This window comes from Acidocella sp. MX-AZ02 (genome assembly GCF_000306035.1).
Taxonomy (GTDB): Bacteria; Pseudomonadota; Alphaproteobacteria; order Acetobacterales; family Acetobacteraceae; genus Acidocella; species Acidocella facilis.
Window position 1 is genome coordinate 98,987 of record NZ_JH976210.1, and the last position, 19,406, is coordinate 118,392.

The 19,406-nt window shown below is 66.0% G+C and carries 18 protein-coding genes and 2 pseudogenes; 11 read left to right on the forward strand and 9 right to left on the reverse strand.

Annotation, left to right across the window (positions count from 1 at the left end; all coding sequences use genetic code 11):
• Window positions 1-5 precede the first annotated feature (5 nt).
• Together MXAZACID_RS15175 and MXAZACID_RS15180 are read right to left on the reverse strand one after the other, a co-directional pair.
• Window positions 6-509: a gluconokinase gene (locus MXAZACID_RS15175; RefSeq protein WP_008495368.1), complete on the reverse strand. Its 504-nt coding sequence runs from the start codon at window positions 507-509 to the stop codon at window positions 6-8.
• 5 nt (window positions 510-514) lie between these two features.
• The gene (locus tag MXAZACID_RS15180; RefSeq protein WP_008495369.1) at window positions 515-1,792 is read right to left on the reverse strand and encodes an MFS transporter; all 1,278 of its coding nucleotides are present in this window, start codon (window positions 1,790-1,792) and stop codon (window positions 515-517) included.
• A 99-nt stretch (window positions 1,793-1,891) separates the two neighbouring features.
• On the opposite strand from MXAZACID_RS15180, the gene MXAZACID_RS15185 reads away from it, so the two are divergent.
• Window positions 1,892-2,914, forward strand: a complete 1,023-nt coding sequence (locus MXAZACID_RS15185; RefSeq protein WP_008495370.1) for a LacI family DNA-binding transcriptional regulator — start codon at window positions 1,892-1,894, stop codon at window positions 2,912-2,914.
• Here MXAZACID_RS15185 and MXAZACID_RS15190 read toward each other — a convergent pair.
• Entirely contained in the window at window positions 2,911-3,744 is an 834-nt protein-coding gene (locus MXAZACID_RS15190; RefSeq protein ID WP_008495371.1) for a MurR/RpiR family transcriptional regulator, read from the reverse strand. The genes MXAZACID_RS15185 and MXAZACID_RS15190 overlap by 4 nt on opposite strands.
• Window positions 3,745-3,937: 193 nt before the next feature.
• Here MXAZACID_RS15190 and MXAZACID_RS15195 point away from each other — a divergent pair, with 193 nt between their 5' ends.
• Complete coding sequence (locus tag MXAZACID_RS15195; protein ID WP_008495372.1) at window positions 3,938-5,431, forward strand: CoA-acylating methylmalonate-semialdehyde dehydrogenase; 1,494 nt, start codon at window positions 3,938-3,940, stop codon at window positions 5,429-5,431.
• 84 nt (window positions 5,432-5,515) lie between these two features.
• On the opposite strand, the gene MXAZACID_RS15200 is transcribed toward MXAZACID_RS15195, so the two are convergent.
• Window positions 5,516-6,214 carry a pirin family protein gene (locus MXAZACID_RS15200; RefSeq protein WP_008495373.1) on the reverse strand — a complete coding sequence of 233 codons (699 nt, stop codon included), beginning with the start codon at window positions 6,212-6,214 and terminating at the stop codon, window positions 5,516-5,518.
• Window positions 6,215-6,329: 115 nt separating this feature from the next.
• Between MXAZACID_RS15200 and MXAZACID_RS15205 the strand changes: the two are divergent.
• Window positions 6,330-7,148, forward strand: a pseudogene (locus tag MXAZACID_RS15205) (LysR substrate-binding domain-containing protein); the annotation flags it as partial.
• 87 nt (window positions 7,149-7,235) lie between these two features.
• Here the strand turns inward: MXAZACID_RS15205 and MXAZACID_RS20220 are convergent.
• Entirely contained in the window at window positions 7,236-7,892 is a 657-nt protein-coding gene (locus MXAZACID_RS20220; protein ID WP_026439786.1) for a GntR family transcriptional regulator, read from the reverse strand.
• A gap of 295 nt (window positions 7,893-8,187) precedes the next feature.
• Between MXAZACID_RS20220 and MXAZACID_RS15210 the strand changes: the two genes are divergently transcribed.
• Genes MXAZACID_RS15210 through MXAZACID_RS15230 form a run of 5 tightly spaced genes read left to right on the forward strand, consistent with a single transcriptional unit; the run spans window position 8,188 to window position 14,353 of the window.
• Window positions 8,188-9,429: an NRAMP family divalent metal transporter gene (locus MXAZACID_RS15210; protein ID WP_008495375.1), complete on the forward strand. Its 1,242-nt coding sequence runs from the start codon at window positions 8,188-8,190 to the stop codon at window positions 9,427-9,429.
• Between the two features lie 20 nt (window positions 9,430-9,449).
• Entirely contained in the window at window positions 9,450-10,217 is a 768-nt protein-coding gene (locus tag MXAZACID_RS15215) for a LamB/YcsF family protein (RefSeq protein ID WP_008495377.1), read from the forward strand.
• A gap of 9 nt (window positions 10,218-10,226) precedes the next feature.
• Window positions 10,227-11,036 carry a putative hydro-lyase gene (locus MXAZACID_RS15220; RefSeq protein ID WP_008495378.1) on the forward strand — a complete coding sequence of 270 codons (810 nt, stop codon included), beginning with the start codon at window positions 10,227-10,229 and terminating at the stop codon, window positions 11,034-11,036.
• A gap of 4 nt (window positions 11,037-11,040) precedes the next feature.
• Window positions 11,041-12,633, forward strand: coding sequence for a 5-oxoprolinase/urea amidolyase family protein (locus MXAZACID_RS15225; protein WP_008495379.1), 1,593 nt, complete (start codon window positions 11,041-11,043; stop codon window positions 12,631-12,633).
• 4 nt (window positions 12,634-12,637) lie between these two features.
• On the forward strand, window positions 12,638-14,353 hold the full coding sequence (locus MXAZACID_RS15230; protein ID WP_008495380.1) for a biotin carboxylase N-terminal domain-containing protein: 1,716 nt from the start codon (window positions 12,638-12,640) through the stop codon (window positions 14,351-14,353).
• Here MXAZACID_RS15230 and MXAZACID_RS15235 read toward each other — a convergent pair.
• The 4 genes from MXAZACID_RS15235 to MXAZACID_RS15250 are packed head-to-tail and all read right to left on the reverse strand — an operon-like array spanning window position 14,350 to window position 17,433.
• Window positions 14,350-15,159: a DUF1295 domain-containing protein gene (locus MXAZACID_RS15235; protein WP_008495381.1), complete on the reverse strand. Its 810-nt coding sequence runs from the start codon at window positions 15,157-15,159 to the stop codon at window positions 14,350-14,352. The two genes, MXAZACID_RS15230 and MXAZACID_RS15235, sit on opposite strands and share 4 nt — an antisense overlap.
• Window positions 15,156-16,184: a cyclopropane-fatty-acyl-phospholipid synthase family protein gene (locus MXAZACID_RS15240; RefSeq protein WP_008495382.1), complete on the reverse strand. Its 1,029-nt coding sequence runs from the start codon at window positions 16,182-16,184 to the stop codon at window positions 15,156-15,158. Before MXAZACID_RS15240 ends, MXAZACID_RS15235 begins: the two co-directional genes overlap by 4 nt.
• The gene (locus MXAZACID_RS15245; RefSeq protein WP_008495383.1) at window positions 16,181-16,816 is read right to left on the reverse strand and encodes a ChrR family anti-sigma-E factor; all 636 of its coding nucleotides are present in this window, start codon (window positions 16,814-16,816) and stop codon (window positions 16,181-16,183) included. Before MXAZACID_RS15245 ends, MXAZACID_RS15240 begins: the two co-directional genes overlap by 4 nt.
• The gene (locus tag MXAZACID_RS15250; RefSeq protein WP_240376700.1) at window positions 16,813-17,433 is read right to left on the reverse strand and encodes a sigma-70 family RNA polymerase sigma factor; all 621 of its coding nucleotides are present in this window, start codon (window positions 17,431-17,433) and stop codon (window positions 16,813-16,815) included. Before MXAZACID_RS15250 ends, MXAZACID_RS15245 begins: the two co-directional genes overlap by 4 nt.
• 76 nt (window positions 17,434-17,509) lie before the next feature.
• On the opposite strand from MXAZACID_RS15250, the gene MXAZACID_RS15255 reads away from it, so the two are divergent.
• The 3 genes and pseudogenes from MXAZACID_RS15255 to MXAZACID_RS20515 all read left to right on the forward strand — a co-directional run.
• The gene (locus MXAZACID_RS15255) at window positions 17,510-18,817 is read left to right on the forward strand and encodes an NAD(P)/FAD-dependent oxidoreductase (protein WP_008495386.1); all 1,308 of its coding nucleotides are present in this window, start codon (window positions 17,510-17,512) and stop codon (window positions 18,815-18,817) included.
• Window positions 18,814-19,185, forward strand: a pseudogene (locus MXAZACID_RS20510) (DUF1365 family protein); the annotation flags it as partial. The gene MXAZACID_RS15255 and the pseudogene MXAZACID_RS20510, both read left to right, overlap by 4 nt.
• Window positions 19,186-19,276: 91 nt before the next feature.
• On the forward strand, window positions 19,277-19,406 hold a 130-nt coding region (locus MXAZACID_RS20515; protein ID WP_371137080.1), incomplete at its 3' end, for a hypothetical protein.

Consider the following 19,406-nt stretch of genomic DNA (forward strand, 5'->3'; position numbering starts at 1 on the left):
TCTGTTCAGGCGGCCAGATGCAGCCTTGCCACCACCTCATTCACCAACTCCGGCGCGGGCGCGCCGGTATCGATGGTGATGGCGTTTTCTTCGGCTGTCGGCTCTTCCAGCGTGGCGAACTGGCTGTCCAGCAGGCTCACGGGCATGTAATGCCCCTGGCGCGCCGCCAGCCGGCTTTCAATCAGCGTGAAGCTGCCGCGCAGATAGACGAAGCGCACATCATCATGCCCTGCCGCGATGATCTCGCGATAGCGCCGGCGCAGGGCCGAGCAGGCGATGATGCCGCTCTGCCCCGCCTGGCGCCAGCCCTCGATGGTGGCGGCGATGTCGCGCAGCCAGGGCTCGCGGTCATCATCGCTCAGCGGGATGCCCTGACGCATCTTCTCGACATTGGCCGGCGGATGCAGCGCATCGCCTTCCGTGAAATCCCAGCCCAGCCTGCCGGACAGCATGGCGGCGACAGTGGATTTGCCGCAGCCCGAAACACCCATGACAATGATGAAGGCCAATGCGCTTACTCCGGGGCCTGGATCGGCTCGATCCGGCCCAGCACCACGACATAGAAGAAGATGCCGACGATCAGCACAATCCCCGCCACCAGGAAGGCCAGCTCGAAATTATTGCTGGCGCCGACGATGAAGCCGGTGACGATGGGGGCGACGACGCCCATCATGTTGTTGAGAAAATTCATGATGCCGCCAATGGTGCCGGTGCCGCCCTTGGGCGCGATCAGCGAGGGGATGGACCAGCCGATCGGCGCGGAGGCGGCAAGGCCGGACAGTGCGATGGAAATCCAGACAATCGCCCAGACGGGATTGGTGGTCTGAGTGGCGCCGAACACCGCCAGGCCGAACAACATGCCGATGATCAGCACGCTCTTGCGCACTTTGGTCTCGTCATAGCCTTTGGCGACCAGACGATCGACCAGCAGCCCGCCGAAGAGAATGTCGGCGGCGGTGGCGCAGGCCCAGGGAATGGCGGCAAAGCCGGCGGATTTGATGATGCTCATATGCATCGCCTGCACCAGATAGCCCGGCAGCCAGGTGAGGAAGAGATAGAAACTATAGCCATAGGCCGCGAAACCCAGGCTCAAGCCCCAGACTTTCGGCTGCCGCAGCAGATAGGCCAGCATCGCGCCGGCATTGGTGTCGGCCTGGCCTTCCGGCGTGGCGCCGCCTTCGAGTATGTAGGCATGCTCTTCGCGGCTCAGTTTCGGATCGGCCGAGGGGTCGCGATAGATGAAGTAGAACGCGATGAAATACAGGAAGCTGAGAGCGGCGGTGAGGCCAAAGCCCCAGCGCCAGCCAAAGCCGACGACGACGAAGGCGACCAGCGGCACGCCGATGACGTTGGAGAATTTCGCCGCCGCGTCAAACAAGGCGGTGGCAACAGAGCGCTCCTGGCGCGGGAACCAGTAGCCCGTGGCCTTGGCGCTGGCGGGAAAGCCCGGGGCCTCGGCGATGCCCAGCAGCATGCGCGCGACGAAGATGCCGCCAAACCCGCCGGTGAAGGCCACCGCACCGGAGGCGATGGCCCAGAGGAAGGTGCCCCACCGCCCGATCCGGGTGACGCCGAACCGATCCAGGATCATCCCCACCGGAATCTGGGTCAGCGCATAGGACCAGAAGAAGGCGCTGAACAGCAGCCCCATATCGGCGGTGGTGAGGTGAAACTCCGCCTTCAACTGCGGTGCGGCGACGGAGAGATTGATCCGGTCGATATAGTTGATCAGCACGCCGGTGCCGAGCAGGCCGCCGATAACCCAGCGGCGACGGGGGATGATGGTGGTCATGCTTCCTCCAGGAAGGTTTGTTGTGTGTCGCTGCTAGCGCTAACATCTGGCTTCGTAAAGCAGAATCTGTCATGCGCTTCGGAATCAGGAGACGAAAAAATGGCCGGGCGTAAACCGCGCACCACGATGACGGGGCGTGTGACGATGCAGGATGTGGCGGCGCAGGCCGGGACCAGTATGATCAGCGTCTCGCGGGTCTTCCGCAGTGGCGGCCAGGTCAGCCCCGCCTTGCGGGCCCGAATCGAGGCCGCCGCGGCCAAGCTCGGCTATGTGCCGGACCGCGCGGCGAGCGCCCTGGCCTCGGCCCGGTCGATGAATGTGGCGGTGCTGATCCCTTCGATCACCAACACCGTCTTCGTGGAAATGCTGGCGGGGATCGACGAGGTGCTCTCCCCACACGGCTATCAGATGATCATGGCCACGACGCTCTATTCCGCCGCCGAGGAGCTGCGGCTGTTGCGCGGCCTGTTGGCCTTCCGGCCCGACGGGGTGCTGCTGACCGGCATCGATCATCAGCCCGCCACGCTGCAGCTGCTGCAAAGCCAGGCCTTGCCGGCGGTGCATATGATGGAGCTGAACGGGCAGCCCGGCGCCTACTCGGTCGGATTTTCACAGGAGCAGGGCGGTGCCGCGATTGCCCGGCATTTCCTGGCGCGCGGCTATCGCAAGCTGGGCTTTGTCGCGGCACAGCTGGACCCGCGGACCATCGCCCGCGGGGCCGGGTTCCGCCAGGCCGTGCTGGCGGCGGGGCAGGCCGCCCCTTATGAACTGATGGTGCCGGAGCGCTCCTCGGTGGGGTTGGGGGCAAAGCTGCTGCAGGACGCGCTGGCGGCGCGCCCCGCGCTCGATGCGTTGTTTTTCTGCAATGACGATTTGGCACAGGGCGCGTTGTTTCAAGCGCAGCGCCTTGGCCTGGCGGTGCCAGGGCGGCTGGCGATCGCCGGGTTCAACGATCTGCCGGCCTCGGCCTGGACCAGCCCGGCACTGACCAGCGTGGCGACGCCGCGCGAGCAGGTGGGGCGGCGGGCGGCCGCGATGCTGCTGGAGCTGATGGCCGGGCGCGAGCCGCCGACGCGCTGTGAGGATCTCGGCTTTACCCTCAATATCCGCGAGAGCAGCTAACCCCGCTTGCGCTCCGCCGTGGCCAGGGCCAGCGCCATGGAGAGCGCCATCGTCGCCGAGAGGGTGCGGAAGGCGCCCAGATCGGCCTCCGCCACTTCAAGCCAGGATTGCGCGAGGGCGGCGATGGGGGAGAAGGCGGAATCGGTGATGGCGACGATCGGCACGCCGCGCCCCGCCGCCTGCGCGGCGATCTGCACCGTCGCTGGCGCGTAGGGCGTGAAGCTGATCGCCAGCATTACATCCTCGGCACCGGCGCTGGCGGCCTGCACATCCACCATGCCGCCGACATTATCCAGCAGCATATGCGCCACGCCGAGATTGCCGAGCATGTAGGAGAGATAGGCGGCGACCGGGAAGGTGCGGCGCTGGGCGAGCAGATAGATCATCCGCGCCTGCGCCAGACCCTCCACCGCCTTGTCGAACGAGCCCGGCGCCACCGAGCCGGCGAGGCGGTTGAGCGAGTGTATGGATGTCTCGACGAGTTTTCCGAGCATCGGCGCGGAATCAAAGCCGGGGCCGGTCTCGTCCTGCAATTTCACCAGCCGCTCCTGGTAATCCGGCCAGCGCTCGCGCAGCCGGTCGCGCAGCACCTGCTGTAATTCCGAGAAGCCGGAATAGCCGAGTGTCTGCGCGAAACGGATCAGCGCCGAGGGCTGCACCCCGGCGGCGACAGCGAGTTCGGCCACCGTACCCAGCGCCATCTCATCCGGCCTCTCCAGCGCAAAGGCGGCCACCTGCGCCAGGCGCTTGGGCAGGCCGGGCTGGCGGGTGAGCAAGGTTTCACGCAGGGCGGAGAAGCTGCGCGGGGCGGCGGAGGAGGAAGCGGACATCGGGCTCGATTATGGAATGGAAGCTGATTTGTAGAACGAAAATTCCATTTTTAGAAGGGAGAATTCAAAATCCCTAGATACAAACAGAATTTAAATTCTGTTCTTGCGGATTAAATGGAATTGGTGTTTCATATTCGCCGTCAATCAAGGACGGCCGCGGCGTATGAGCCCCGGCTCAACAAAGGAGCGCCAGATGCAAACGCTTGGTCATTTTATCAACGGCAAGCCCGTTCCGGGCGCCGGGTCCCGCAGCCTGCCGGTTTTCAACCCCGCTACCGGGGCGCAGAGCAAGCAGGTCGCCGTCGCCACCAAGGATGAGGTGGAGGCCGCCATCGCCGCCGCCGCCGCCGCCTTCCCGGCCTGGGCCGCGACGCCGCCGCTGCGCCGGGCGCGGATCATGTTCAAGTTCAAGGATCTGTTGGAGACCCACGCCAAGGAGCTGGCGGAGCTGATCTCCTCCGAGCATGGCAAGGTGTTTTCCGACGCGCTGGGCGAGGTGACGCGCGGCGTTGAGGTGGTTGAGTTCGCCTGCGGCATTCCGGATCTGCTGAAAGGCGAGTATTCCGAGAATGTCGGCACCAATATCGACAGCTACAGCGTGCGCCAGGCGCTCGGCGTGTGCGCGGGCATCACCCCGTTCAACTTCCCGGCGATGGTGCCGCTCTGGATGTTCCCGGTGGCGCTGGCCTGCGGGAACAGCTTTGTGCTGAAGGTCTCGGAGAAGGTGCCCTCCGCCGCGCTGCGTATGGCCGAGCTGTTGCAGCAGGCGGGCCTGCCGGATGGCGTGTTCAATGTGGTGAATGGTGACAAGGATGTTGTGGAGCAGCTGCTGCATGATCCGCGCATCGCGGCGGTGAGCTTCGTCGGCTCCACGCCGATCGCCGAATATGTCTATGCCACCGGCACCAAGGCCGGCAAGCGCGTGCAGGCGCTGGGCGGGGCGAAGAACCATCTGGTGGTGATGCCGGATGCGGATCTGGACCAGGCGGTGGATGCGCTGATGGGCGCGGCCTACGGTTCCGCCGGCGAGCGCTGCATGGCGGTGTCCGTGGCCGTGCCGGTTGGCCCGGTGGCCGAGCCGCTGGTGCAGAAGATCGCCGAGCGGGCACGGTCCTTGAAGATCGGGCCGGGCAGCGACAAGGAGGCCGAGATGGGCCCGCTGGTCACGGCGCAGCACAAGGAGAAGGTCGAGGGCTATATCGCCAAGGGCCTTGAGGAAGGCGCCAAGGCGGTGCTGGATGGGCGCGGCCTGACCTTGCAGGGCAATGAGCAGGGCTATTTCACCGGCGCGACGCTGCTCGACCATGTGACGCCGGAGATGAGCGTCTATAAGGACGAGATTTTCGGCCCGGTGCTCAGCGTGGTGCGCCAGCCCAGCTTCGCGGCGGCGCTGGATCTGGTGAACAAGCATGAGTTCGGCAATGGCGCGGTCATCTATACCTCCGATGGCGATACCGCGCGGGCCTTCACCACCGGCGTTCTGGCCGGCATGGTGGGGGTGAATGTGCCGGTCCCGGTGCCGATGGCGTTCCATTCCTTCGGCGGCTGGAAGCGCTCCCTGTTCGGTGACCATGCGATCCATGGCCGCGAGGGGGTGCGGTTTTATACCAGGCTGAAGACCATCACCTCGCGCTGGCCGACCGGCATCCGCAAAGGCGCGGAATACGCCATGCCGACGATGAAATAAAAGTTTTTGGGGTGAAGCCCTTTTTTCAAAAAGGGCTTCAGACCGCTGGGGGCTTTGGCAACACATGCCAAAGCCCCCAACTTTTTACGCGGCATCCACCAACACCAGCTCCGCATCCTCCAGCGCCTCGATGGTAATGCTGGTCTCACCGGTGATCGCCGCGCCATCGCGCTCATTCAGCGTCAGCCCATTCACGCTCACCTTACCCGTCGCCGGCACCAGATAAGCGTGGCGCTCGGGCGTCAGATCATAGCTGACGCGATCGCCTTTTTTCAGCGTGCCGCCCGATAGCCGCGCCTCGGCGTGGATTTTCAGCGCCTCCGCATCCTCGGCAAAGCCCGAGGCCAGGGTGACGAATTTGCCCTCGCGCCCATCCTTCGGGAAAGGCCGGGTGCCCCAGCTCGGCGCATGGCCGCGGCTGGAAGGGAGGATCCAGATCTGGAACAGTTCCGTGGCCTCGTTTTCCAGATTGAACTCGCTATGGGTAATGCCGGTGCCAGCCGACATCACCTGCACATCCCCGGCCTCGGTGCGGCCGTGATTGCCGAGATTGTCGCGATGGGTGATGGCGCCTTTGCGGACATAGGTAATGATTTCCATGTTCTCATGCGGATGCGGCGGAAAGCCGGCGCCGGCTTCGATATGGTCGTCATTCCAGACCCGCAGCCGGCCCCAGCCCATGCGCGCGCTGTCGTGATAGCCGGCGAAAGAGAAATGATGCTTGGCGTCCAGCCAGCCATGGTTGGCGCCGCCAAGGGATTTGAAGGGACGATGCTCGATCATGTTGTGCTCCTCGGGGCCGCGCCCCGTTTTGGTATGAGCGAGAGATAGAGCTGGACAGATTTCGATAAAATAGAAATGATCGAACATCATCTGTTCCGAAAGTTTCAATATGGCGATGCCGGATTTCGAGGCCTGGGCGATTTTCGCGAAGGTGGCGGCGCGCGGCTCCTTCAGCGGCGCGGCGCGGGAGCTGGGGCTGTCGCACCCGACCATCTCCAAGGCCATCGCCCGGCTGGAGCGGCGGCTGGGGACGGGCTTGTTCCATCGCACCTCACGCCGGCTCTCCCTCACCCAGACCGGGCAGGAGGCGCTGGCGCGGGCACAGCGGATTCTGGCCGAGGGCGAGGCGGCGGAGGCCGAGGCGGCGGCGCAGAGCGAGCAGCCGCGCGGGTTGGTGCGCCTGGCGGCGCCGATGTCCTTCGGGGTGCGGCATCTTGCCCCGTTGCTGCCGGAGATTCTGGCGCGCTATCCGCAGCTGGAGATCGAGCTTTCGCTCAGTGACAGCCAGGTGGATCTGGTGGCGGAGCGCTTCGATGTGGCGCTGCGGATCGCGGCCTTGTCCGACTCGTCGCTGCTGGGGCGCAGGCTTTGCACGGTGCGCCGGCCGCTGGTGGCGAGCCCCGCCTATCTCGACCGCTATGGCCGGCCCAGCCATCCGCGTGAGCTGCAGCAGCACCAGGCGCTGCTTTATACGAATATCGCGCAGCCGGGGCTGTGGCGGTTTCAGCATGAGCGGCTGGGCGACTATGCGGTGCCGGTGCAAGGGCGGTTGCGGGCGAATAATGCGGATGTGCTGAGCGGCGCGCTGCTGGCCGGGCAGGGCATGGCGCTGCAGCCGGATTTCATGGTCTGGCAGGATCTCGCGCAGGGCCGCCTGGAAGAGATGCTGCCGGGGTGGGAGGTGGCGCCGGTGGCGCTGAACCTGCTCACCCCGCCCGGGCCGCTGCGCCCGGCACGGGTAAGGGTGCTGCTGGAGGAGCTGGCGCGGGCCTTCGGCGCCGCCCCCCTGGTCACGGTTGGATTAAGCCGCCGCGCGCCGGGCCAGGGCGGCCAGGATCGTCCGCTCCGACTGGTTGAGATAGGTCTCGAGCGAGGCGGCGGCGGCGGCCGGCCGGCCTTGTTCCAGCAAGGATATGATCGCCTCGTTCATATCGACATAGGGCGCATGCAGCAGCTCGGGATCATCGAGCAGGAAAAACGCCAGACGCAGCTCCGCCGAGACCTGGGCGTAGAAGCCGCTGAGGCGTTCGCTATCCGCCAGCTCAACGATGGCGGTGTGAAAGCGCATATTGGCGCTGCCGACCTCGCGCCAATCCAGACGCTGGCGGGCGGCGCGCGCGCTCTGCACGGCCGCGCGCATACGCGCGGCGGCGGGATGGTTGGGATAGGCGTGCGCCAGAGCCGGGCATTCGAGCATCCGGCGCACGCGATAAATATCGATCACCGCGGCAATGCTGGGGGTGGTGACGAAGACGCCGCGATTGGCCTTGTGCTCCAGCAAGCCCTCCTTGGTGAGCAGCCGGAAAGCCTCGCGCAGCGTGTTGCGGGAGACATCGAGCTCGTCGCACAAAGCCTGTTCGGAGAGGCGCTGACCGGGGGTGAAGGCGCCGCCGATCAACCCCTCGCGCAATTGATTGGCGAGTTTCTGGGGCAGCGGCAGCGCGAGATCCTGGTCCATTTCCGGTCTTTTATCCTTTGGCGGCGGCGATGTGGCCGCCTCTCCATGGGCTGTGCTTAGCCGATGCCACGGCGCCTCGCCAGACGCCGGCGCGGCGAGGATTTTGCGGTGCAGCAAGAAATTGCATCAGCAGCGTGCGGTTTGTTCAAGAAACATTCAATGGTTGACCAATTATTCCTCCATATCGTAGGATGATCAAATAAAATTGTTGAACAATGTTGACGGTTTGATCTTTCCTGCGGCAGGTTTTGTAGGACAGCATTGGGCTGGGCGGCGTAAATAAAGGGAGAGTGTGATGGCGCAGGTGACAATTCCACAATCGGGCTTGAGCCCGGCAGCCCGGCGCAAGGGCTATATTGCGGCGATCATGATCATGGCGATGTCGGCGGTGGGGCCCGGCTTCATCACCCAGACCGCGACCTTCACCGCGAAGATGGGGGCGGCCTTCGCCTTCGCCATCCTGGCCTCCATCATCATCGATTTCGTCATTCAGGCGAATATCTGGCGCATGGTGACGATCACCCGCATGCGCGCGGCGGATATCGCCAATGCCGCCATTCCCGGCTCGGGCTATCTGCTCGCGGTGCTGATCATCGTCGGTGGCCTGTTCTTCAATATCGGCAATATCGCCGGCGCCGGGCTGGGCCTGAACGCGCTGGTGGATATGGACCCGAAGATTGGCGGCGCGGCCGCGGCGATCGTCGCGATTATCATCTTCCTCTCCAAGCGCGCCGGCATTGCCATGGACCGCGTGGTGCTGGTGGCCGGTGCGGTGAAGCTGGCGCTGGTGCTCTATGCCTGCGTGGTTGCAGCGCCGCCGGTGGGTGAGGCGCTGCGCCAGAGCATCATGCCGGATCACATTAATTTCGCTACCATCACCACCATCGTCGGCGGCACGGTGGGCGGCTATATCACCTATGCCGGCGCGCATCGGCTGCTGGATAAAGGCGCTGTCGGACCCGAGCATATTGCCGAGGCGAACAAGGCGGCGATCACCGGCATTCTGGTGACCGGCGTGATGCGCTACATCCTGTTCCTGGCGGTGCTGGGCGTGGTGGCCACGGGCACCGTCATCACCTTCTCCGGCAAGGATGCCAACCCCGCCGGCCAGGCCTTCCTCGCCTCCTGCGGGCCGATCGGCTACCGCATTTTCGGCGCGGTGTTCCTGGCCTCCGCGATGACCAGCATCATCGGGGCGGGCTATACCTCCGTCACCTTCGTGACCGCCTTCAAGAAAGACATGACCGAGCGGCATCGCAATTTCGCCACTGTCGGCTTCATCCTGTTCTCGCTGCTCTGCTTTGAGCTGATGAAGACTACGCCGGCGGCAATGCTGGTGTTCGTCGGCGGGTTGAACGGGCTGGTGCTGCCGGTGGGCCTCTCCATCTTCCTGTTCGCCGCCGTGGCCTGCAAGAAGCTGATGGGCGGCTATCACTATCCGCGCTGGCTGCTGGGGCTGGGCGTGCTGGTCTGCCTGCTGACATGGTATATGGCCTACAAGTCGGTCGGGCCGATCTTCGCCTTCCTCGGTAAGTAAAAACGTTACAGGAGACACGCATGGTCAGCATCGATTTGAACAGTGATCTGGGCGAAGGCTATGGCGCCTGGAAGATGGGTGATGACCAGGCGATGCTCGAAATCGTCTCCAGCGCCAATGTCGCTTGCGGGTTTCACGCCGGCGATCCGGCGGGGCTGCTGAAGACGGTGCAGACAGCCGCCGCGATGAAGGTGGCGATCGGCGCGCATGTCTCCTACCCGGATCGTGTCGGCTTTGGCCGGCGCGATATGGATGTGACCTCTGAGGAGCTGATCGGCGATGTGATCTATCAGATCGGCGCGCTGCAGGGGATTGCGAAAGCGGCGGGAACCAGCGTGCGCTATGTGAAGCCGCATGGCGCGCTCTATAACCATATCGCCAACCATGAGCGTCAGGCGCTGGCGGTGATCAAGGCGATCAAGCTGATCGACCCGGCGCTGGTGCTGATGGGGCTGGCGGGGACGCCGGTTCTGGAGTTGGCGAAATCCGAAGGGTTGCAGGTTGTCGGCGAAGTTTTCGCGGATCGCGGCTATACGCGGGAGGGGCTGCTCGTCTCCCGGCGTGAGCCTGGCGCGGTGTTGCATGATGCGGCGCAGGTGGCGCGGCGTATGCTCAATTTCGTGCGCACCGGCCTCGTCACCGCGCAGGATGGTACTGAAATCCGCATCGAGGCGCAGTCCATCTGTGTCCATGGCGACAGCCCCGGGGCGGTGACGATGGCGCGTGAAATCCGCACCCTTTTCCAGGCCGAATCGATTGGCGTCCGCGCCTTCGCCGGCACCGCCTGAGGAGCCGCGATGATGACCCCAGAAGCGTTTTTGTCACATACGGATGCAAGCGCCGCGCACCAGGCACGGGCCGCCTACCGGGCCGGGCAGGTGGCGCCGACCTCCGGCGTCGCCCCCGGGTTCACCCAGGCGAATATGATCGTGCTGCCGCGCGACTGGGCGTTTGACTTTCTGCTCTTCGCGCAGCGCAACCCCAAGCCCTGCCCGGTGCTGGATGTCTCCGACCCCGGCGTGCCGACAACCGCGCTTGCCCCCGGCGCCGATTTGCGCACGGATTTGCCGCTCTACCGCATCTGGCGCGACGGCAAGCTGGCCGAGGAAACCCCGGATGCCAGCCGCGCCTGGGCGGAGCGGGACGATCTTGTCGCGTTTCTCATCGGCTGCAGCTTCACCTTTGAAACGCCACTGGTGGAGGCCGGCATCGAGATCCGCCACATGACGGACAAGACCAACGTGCCGATGTATCTCACCAACCAGCCCTGCCGCCCGGCCGGGCGGTTGCGGGGGAATATGGTGGTCTCCATGCGGCCGATTCCGGGGGGGCGGGTTGCTGAGGCCGCCACCATTTCCGGACGTTTCCCCGCCGTGCATGGCGCGCCGGTGCATGTGGGCATGCCCGAGGCAATCGGCATCGCGGATCTTGCGCGGCCTGATTTCGGTGACGCGGTGCGCATCGCGCCTGGGGAGGTGCCGGTGTTCTGGGCCTGCGGGGTTACGCCGCAAGCGGTGGTCATGGCCTCTGGCGTGCCCTTTGCCATCACCCACGCGCCCGGCCACATGTTCATCACCGATATTCCCGACTCAGCCTACCACGCCTGAGACCATGATCCGATTTCTCCCCGTTAATCTCACCACCCTGCTGGTTGAGCTGAATGATCTGGACGAGACGCTGGCGCTGCTCGCCTCGCTGCAGGCCGTGCCGTTGCCGGGGATGAAGGAGCTGGTGCCGGCGGCGCGCACGCTGATGATCGGCTTCGCCCCGGAGGAGACCAGCGCCGAGGAGATTGCCGCCGGTGTCGCGGCGCGCGACCTGGTGGCGCCGCTGGCGCGCGAGGCGACGCTGGTGGAGGTGCCGGTGCGTTACGATGGCGAGGATCTCGAAGAGGTTGCCGCCATCACCGGGCTTTCGGTGGAGGAGGTGATCCGCCGCCATAGCGCGGCCACCTACATGGTGGCGTTTTGCGGGTTCGCGCCGGGGTTCGGCTATCTGGTTGGCGGCGATCCTGCCTTGCAGGTGCCCCGGCGCAAGAGCCCGCGCACGCGGATCCCGGCGGGGTCGGTGGCGCTGGCGGGGACCTTCACCGGCGTGTATCCGCAGAACAGCCCTGGCGGCTGGCAGATCATCGGCACCACGCCGGTGAAGATGTGGGATATTGGCCGCAATCCGCCGGCCTATTTTCAGCCAGGCTATCAGGTGCGCTTTACCGATCTGGCGAAGGTGAAGACGCAGGTTCAGGTTGCGGCCGTTGCCGAGGCTGTTGCGGTCGATGCAGGCGGCGCCTTCAAAATTCTCTCAGCACCGCTGCCGCCTTTGTTTCAGGATCTCGGGCGCTTCGGGCAGACCGGGCAGGGTGTGTCCGCTTCCGGCGCGCTGGATCGCGGCGCGTTCAAGGCCGCCAATCGCGTTGTCGGCAATGATGAGAGCGCGGTTTGTCTGGAGTTGATGGGGGGCGGATTTTCCTTCCGCGTGCAAGAGGCGGCGGTGATTGCGCTGACCGGCGCGCCGTGCGGGATTTCCATTCGTACAGCCGCCGGTCAGGGGCTTTCGCCCAGCCCGTATGCGCCGATCGCGCTGGAGCCGGGGGATGTGGTGAGCCTGGCCGCCCCGGCGCGGGGGATGCGCTATTATCTCGCCGTGCGCGGCGGGTTTGAGGTGGAGACCATCCTCGGCAGTGCGGCGACGGATACGCTGGCGATTGTCGGCCCCGCCCCCGTGCAGGCGGGGCAGACGCTGAAGCTGAAACCAGCCTCCGGCCTGCGGGCGGTTTCGCTGGATGAAGCACCAGCCTTTGAATTTCCGAAAGCCGGGGATGAGGTCACGCTCGATCTGGTGATGGGGCCGCGGCCGGATTGGTTCACGGCTGAGGCGCTGGAGAGGCTCGCCACCGAGGCCTGGGTGGTAACGCCGCAATCCAACCGCGTCGGCATCCGGCTGGATGGTGAGGCTGTGCTGGAGCGCTGCCGCACCGAGGAATTGCCCAGTGAAGGCACGGTGACCGGGGCGGTGGAGGTGCCGGCCAACGGCAAGCCGCTTTTGTTCCTGGCCGATCATCCGCTGACCGGCGGCTACCCGGTCATCGGCGCGGTGGCTGACTATCATCTCGACCTCGCCGGGCAGGTTCCGGTAGGGGCAAAAATTCGTTTCAAGCCGTTGAAGGCATTTTCAGAAATCACGCCGAATGGGCGGAGGGCCTAAAGTCATGAAAAAAATCCTGATCGCCAATCGCGGTGAAATCGCGGTGCGCATCATCCGGGCTTGCCGGGATTATGGTGTGGGCTCCGTTGCGGTGTATTCAGACCCGGATGCGGAGGCTTTGTTTGTCGGCATGGCCGATGAAGCCTACGCGCTGGGCGGGGCGAAGCCGGCTGAGACCTATCTTGATATCGAAAAGCTGCTGGCGGTTGCCAAGCGCGCCGGGGCGGATGCGGTGCATCCGGGCTACGGCTTCCTCTCCGAGCGGGCCGAATTCGCGCGCGCGGTGAAGGCGGCGGGGCTGATCTGGATCGGCCCGGAGGCGGAGGTGATCGACGCGCTGGGCGATAAGGTTTCAGCCCGCAGGATCGCGCAATCGGTCGGCGCGCCGCTGGCGCCGGGCAGCGATGGGCCGGTAGAAAGCGGCGATGAAGCCTTGGCCTTTGCCAAGCAGCACGGTTTGCCGATGGCGATCAAGGCGGCCTATGGCGGCGGCGGGCGCGGCATGAAGGTGGCGCGTAGGCTGGATGAGGTGAAGGAGCTTTACGAGTCCGCCGTGCGCGAGGCGGTGGCGGCATTCGGGCGCGGCGAGTGTTTTCTGGAGCGCTTCCTGGATAAGCCTCGCCATATCGAGGCGCAGATCATCGCTGACACGCATGGCAATGTGGTGGTGCTGGGCACGCGCGATTGCTCGCTGCAGCGGCGCAACCAGAAGCTGGTGGAAGAAGCGCCGGCGCCCTTCATTAGCGATGAACAGCGTGCGACCATCGAGGATGCGGCGAAGCGCGTTTGCGCCGCCGCCGGCTATACCAATGCCGGTACGGTCGAGTTTCTGCTTGGCCAGGACGGGATGATTTCCTTTCTGGAGGTGAATACCCGCCTGCAGGTGGAGCATCCGGTGACGGAGGAAACCGCAGGGGTGGATCTGGTGATCGAGCAGTTCCGCGTGGCGGAGGGCAAAAACCTGTCCATTACCGAAACGCCGCGCCCGCGGGGCCATGCGTTCGAGTTTCGCATCAATGCCGAGGATCCGGCGAAAGGGTTTTTGCCGACGCCGGGCAAGATCACCGCCTTCCTGCCGCCCTCCGGGCCGGGCGTGCGGCTGGATAGCGGCGTGGTCTCGGGCTCGATCATCCCCGGCCAGTATGATTCGCTGGTGGCGAAGCTGATCGTCACCGGCAAGACGCGCGCCGAGGCGTTGAAACGGGCAAGGCGGGCGCTGGCGGAATTCAAGATCGAGGGGGTGGCGACGGTGCTGCCCTTCCATCGCGCCGTGGTGGCGCATGAGGATTTTGCCGGCGATGACGGATTCGCCGTGCATACACGCTGGATCGAGACGGATTTCACCGGCGAATTCGAGCCCGCGCCGCGTCCGGCACCGGTGGAGGAAGAGCTGGTGCGGCTGCCGCTGGAGATCGATGGCAAGCGCCATCAGATCGGCCTGCCGCGCAGTTTTCTGGCCGGCATGGCGCAACCGGGTACGGCCGCGCCGCAGGAAGCGGGGCGTGCCGCCAACGAAGTGCCGGCGCCGATTGCCGGCAGCGTCCAGGCCTGGAAGGTTGAGGATGGTGCCGATGTGAAGGAAGGCGAGCTGCTGGCGGTGATGGAAGCGATGAAGATGGAGGTGCAGATCACCGCGCCGCGCGACGGCATCTTTCAGCGCATCGCCAAGGAGGGCGCGTTTCTGAATGCCGGCGACGCGGTAGGCACCTATAAGTCTTAAAAGTTTTTGGGGGTATGGGGAGTTTTTTCAAATACTCCCCACGGAAGACGCGGCCACATCGCCGTCGTCCGCGCCTGAAAGGCTCTGTAGGCCTCCCCCCGCCGCGCCAGCATCGAGGCCTCCAGCGGCGGCACGCCGGTGAGAAAGCGCAGCACCAGGAACATCAGCACCGGGGCGATGAAGGAAAGCCAGGAGAGCGGGCGGGTGCTCAGCGCCATCGCCGGGAAGGCGAGCCAGAGCAGCGCCTCGAACAAATAATTCGGATGCCGGCAGAGGCGCCAGAGACCCTCCTCGCAGATGCCGCCAGGGCTGGTCTGGCGGGCGCGCCAGGCGCGCAGCTGCGCATCGGCCAAAGCTTCGCCGCCAAGGCAGAGCAGCAGGATCAGCACGCCCAGTACATCGCCGGGGCGCACGCTTGGATCGGGCTGGGCAGCGGCGAGATAGAGGCTGATCGAGAGCAGGCCGGAGACCGGTCCCTGGCCGGCCATCAGCCAGGCCATCTGTTTCTGGAAGCCTGCACCAGCATCCTTGCGCATCTGCGCGTAACGCGCATCCTCTGGCCCGCTGGCGACTCGCAGCGCCACATGCAGCCCAAGCCGCAAGGACCAGACCAGCATCAGCCCGGCCAACAGCGCATGGCGCCAGAGCGCGCCGGGGGCGGCCAGCGCCACGCCGGCCAGGGCGAGGCCGGTGGAAAAGGTCCAGACCACATCCACCCAGCCGGCATTGTGCAAAGCCCGTTGCAGAAACCACCCCGCCACCATGGCCAGCGTCACCGCCAGCCCGGCATAGAGGCAGAGGATCATGCGGTGGGCGCCAGCAGATAATGGCTCACCGCCCAGGGCTTGCCGCCGGCATGGCCGAATAGCCCGGCGGTGGCGAGGAAGAAGAGCCGCCAGCGGCGTTCCCAGAGCGGCGCCTCGGCGCCGTAGGTGGCGGCGAGAATTTTCCGGACCTCGCCGATCCGCGCATCATAATTTTGCAGCCAGTGTTTCGCGGTGCGGGCGTAATGCCTGCCATTCCAGCGCCAGTCCCGCTCCAGCGTGAACAAATCCGGGAACTGGGTGATCAGATCATGGCTGGGCATGATGCCGCCGGTGAAGAAATGCTGGGCGATCCAGTCGGCCTCATCCTCATGGTCGAAGCGGTAAGGCTGGCGCTCATGTGCGAAGACATGGATGAACAGCCGTCCCTCTGGCTTCAGCCAGCCGCGCACGCGGGTGAGCAGGGCGCGCCAATTGGCCATATGTTCGAACATTTCCACGGAGACGACGCGGTCGAAGCGCGCATCGGTGGAGAATTCGTTCATGTCGGCGGTGATGACGCGCAGATTGGCGAGCCCACGCGCGGCGGCTTCGGTTTCGATATATTGGCGCTGCGAGCCAGAGTTGGAGACGGCGACGATGCGCGCGCCGGGAAAGCGCTGCGCCATGAACAGGCTGAGCGAGCCCCAGCCGCAGCCCAGCTCCAGAATCTCCTGCCCGTCGGCGAGGCCGGCATGGGCGATGGTTTCCTCCAGCGCGTGCAGTTCGGCCTGGTCCAGCGTTTCGCGGCCGGTCGGGTAGAGGCAGCTCGAATATTTGCGCCGTTCGCCGAGGAAGAGGGCGAAAAATTCGGCCGGGATCTCGTAATGCTGGGCATTGGCGGTGCTGGCATGGGCGGCGATGGGAAAGGCGGCCATGCCGGCGGCGAAGCTGGCGCCGGACGGCGGGGCCTGGTCCAGCGCCCGTCTGGTGCGCGCCACCAGGCGGTTGATGCCAAGACCGATCAGCGCATCCGGCAGCGGCGCGCGCTCGGCAAGGGCGGAGAGGCGGGCGGCGAATGCGGTCATGCGGATCTCCTGATCAGCCGGGTGAGCCAGGGTAGGCGCAAGCCCCCGTCCAGCGAGGCGAGGCAGAGGCAGCCTTGGTCCCCGGCATGGGGCTGGTGGTTGGTGTGTTCGTCTTCCTCGATGAGGTCGCCGGCGGCGTAGCGGTCGGTTTCGTCATGAAAATCGCCATGCAGCACCTGGGTGAATTCGGCGCCGCCATGGCTGTGGGCGAGCACGCGCTTATTCGCCGCCACACGCAGCAGCATGACATTATCTTTCGGCGCCCAGGGCAGGCGCACGCGGCTATAGCGCACGCCCGGCGCCACCCAGAGCCAGCGGCTGATCTCGGCACTGGCCAGAATCCGCGGCAGGGTGCCGGCAGGCAGGCGCAGATCCGCCTGGCGGGGCAAAGCCGGGCTGCGTGGCGCGGGCTGGTCCAGCCGCGCCAGCGTGTCGGTGAAGGCATCCAACGCCAGGGACTCCGGCGGCATGTCCTCCAGCATCTCACCGCCGAGCGCCTCCAGCCGGGCGATTTCGGCGCGGCAATGCGGGCAACCCTCGGCATGCGCCGCCACCACCAGGGACTGGCCGGCGGGCAGGCTGCCGGCGGCGTAGGCCAACAGCGTCTCCGGGCTGGGATGGTGCAGGATCACGGCACCTCTCCCAGGCTGGAGCGCAGCTTGGCCATGGCCAGGCGGATACGGGATTTCACCGTGCCCAGCGGCAGATCGAGCGCGCTGGCGATGGCGGCGTGGGGGGTATCGGAGAAGAAGAAGAGCTGCACGATCTGTTTCTGTTCAGGGCCGAGTTCGGCGATGGCGCCACGCAGGCGGGCGGCCTGCTCGGCGGCGAGGGTGAGGGTTTCGGCCGAGGGCGCCGCTTCGGGCTCCGGCTCGGGTTGCGGGGGCAGGCCCTTGGCGCGCCTGGCATGGTCGATGCGCGCATTGCGGGCGATGGCGAATACCCAGGTGGCGGCGCCGGCGCGGCTGGGGTCGAAATGCTCCGCCTTGCGCCAGAGCAGGATCATCACCTCCTGCGCCACCTCCTCGGCCGCGCCAGATTCCATGCCGGCGCGGCGCAGGAAGGATTTCACCCGGGGGGCGAAATGCTTGAACAAAGCCGCGAAGGCCTGTTTGTCGCGCGCGGTGGCGACCCGGCGGATCAAGGCCGCCAAGGTCGCCGCATCCGGGGCGGGGCTGCCGGCCTGGTTCACCGGCAGGGCCTGCGGCGGGGCGCGGCGGGCAGCAGAAGGAGGAGCAAAAGCATTCACAAACCATTATACGATACGTTGTCTAAATTGGATCAAGCCGGTTGATCCGAAACCCCGCGGACGGCGTATTTAAAACATGGACGCGATTGTTTCTCCTGCCGGGCGCCGGCGTATCGCTGTGATCGGGGCTGGGATTTCCGGCCTGTCCTGCGCCTGGGCGCTGTCGCGCGCGCATGATGTCACCTTGTTCGAGGCGCTGCCCCGGCTGGGCGGGCACAGCCATACGGTCGAGGTCGAGGGTACGAAGATCGATACCGGCTTCATCGTCTATAATGAGCCGGCCTACCCCAATCTCACCGCCTTGTTCGCGCATCTGGGGGTTGAGACGCGGGCGACGGATATGTCCTTCTCGGTGTCGCTGCGCGAAGGCGGGCTGGAATATGCGGGGACGGATCTGCGCGGGCTGTTCGCGCAACCGGCCAATGCGCTGCGGCCGCGATTCTGGTCGATGTTGCGGGGGATTTTGCTCTTCTATAAGCGCGCGCCGGGAGACGCCGCCGCCCTGGCCGGGGTAAGCCTGGGCGAGTATCTGCGCCATGGCGGCTATAGCGAGGCGTTTCTGCAGGACCATCTCTACCCGATGATCGCGGCGGTCTGGTCCTGCCCGGCGGGGGCGGCGGGGGATCTGCCGGCCAGTGCCTTCATCCGGTTCTGTGAAAATCATGGGCTGTTGAAGCTCACCGGCCGCCCGGTCTGGCGCAGCGTGGCGGGCGGCTCGCAGGCTTATGTCGCCAAGTTGCGGGCGGCGTTCGCGGGCGAGGTGCGGGCGGGGCAAGCCGTGGCGCAGCTGCGGCGCCTGCCGGGCGGCGTGGTGCTGCGCCTGGCGGATGGATCGGAAGAGGGGTTCGACGAGGCGGTGCTGGCCTGCCATGCGGACGAGGCGTTCGCCCTGCTGGCGGATCCCTGCGCCACGGAGGCGCAGATCCTGGGCAGTTTCCGCACCACGGCGAACGAGGTGGTGCTGCATGGCGATGCGGCGGCAATGCCGCGCCGCCGCGCCGCCTGGGCCGCCTGGAACTATACGGGCGGCGAGGCGCATGTGGCGGTGACCTACTGGATGAACCGCTTGCAGGGCCTGGCGGGGCGGGACTGGTTCGTCACCCTCAACCCGACCCGCGCCCTGCGCGACGTGGCGCTGCGGCAAATCTTCACCCACCCGGTCTTCGACGTCGCGGCGCTGCGTGCGCAGGCGCGGATCTGGGAGATACAGGGGCTGCGCCGGACCTGGTTCTGCGGCGCCTGGTGGGGGGCGGGGTTTCACGAGGACGGGCTGCAGGCGGGGTTGGCGGTGGCGGAAGCGCTGGGGGCGCCGCGCCGGCCCTGGAACGTGCAGGGCGAATCGGCCCGCATCGCGCTGCGGCCCGCCTTCGAGGTGGCCAGGTGAACGCGCTCTATCCGGTCTGGGTCACCCATACCCGCACCCGGCCGCGCCAGCACAGCCTGGCCTACCAGGTGCCGTATCTGCTGCTGGATATCGATGCGATGCCGCGCCTGCGCCTGTTTTCGCGCGGACGCTTCAATCTGGTGAGCTTCCGCGAGACCGACCATGGCGACGGCACCAGGAATTTGCGGGGCTGGGTGGAGCGCCATCTCGCCGCGGCCGGGCTGCAGGCGGGGGCGGCGCGGATTACGCTGCTCGCGATGCCGCGCATCCTCGGGCTGGGCTTCAACCCGCTGAGCCTGTTTCTGTGCCATGATTCTGAGGGAGCGCTGCGCGCGGTGCTGTATGAGGTCAATAATACCTTCGGCCAGCGCCATAGCTATCTCTGCCCGGTGACGGAGCAGGACGGCGCCATCCGGCAAGGGGCGGAGAAGATTTTTTTACGTCTCGCCCTTCATGGAGATGGGGCTGCGCTACAGCTTCACCTTGCAGCCGCCCGGCGCCGCGCTGGGGCTGCATATCGCCGTGGCCGATGCGCAAGGGGTGATGCTGCGCGCCACCATGGCCGGGCGCCGGGTGGCGCTGAGCGATG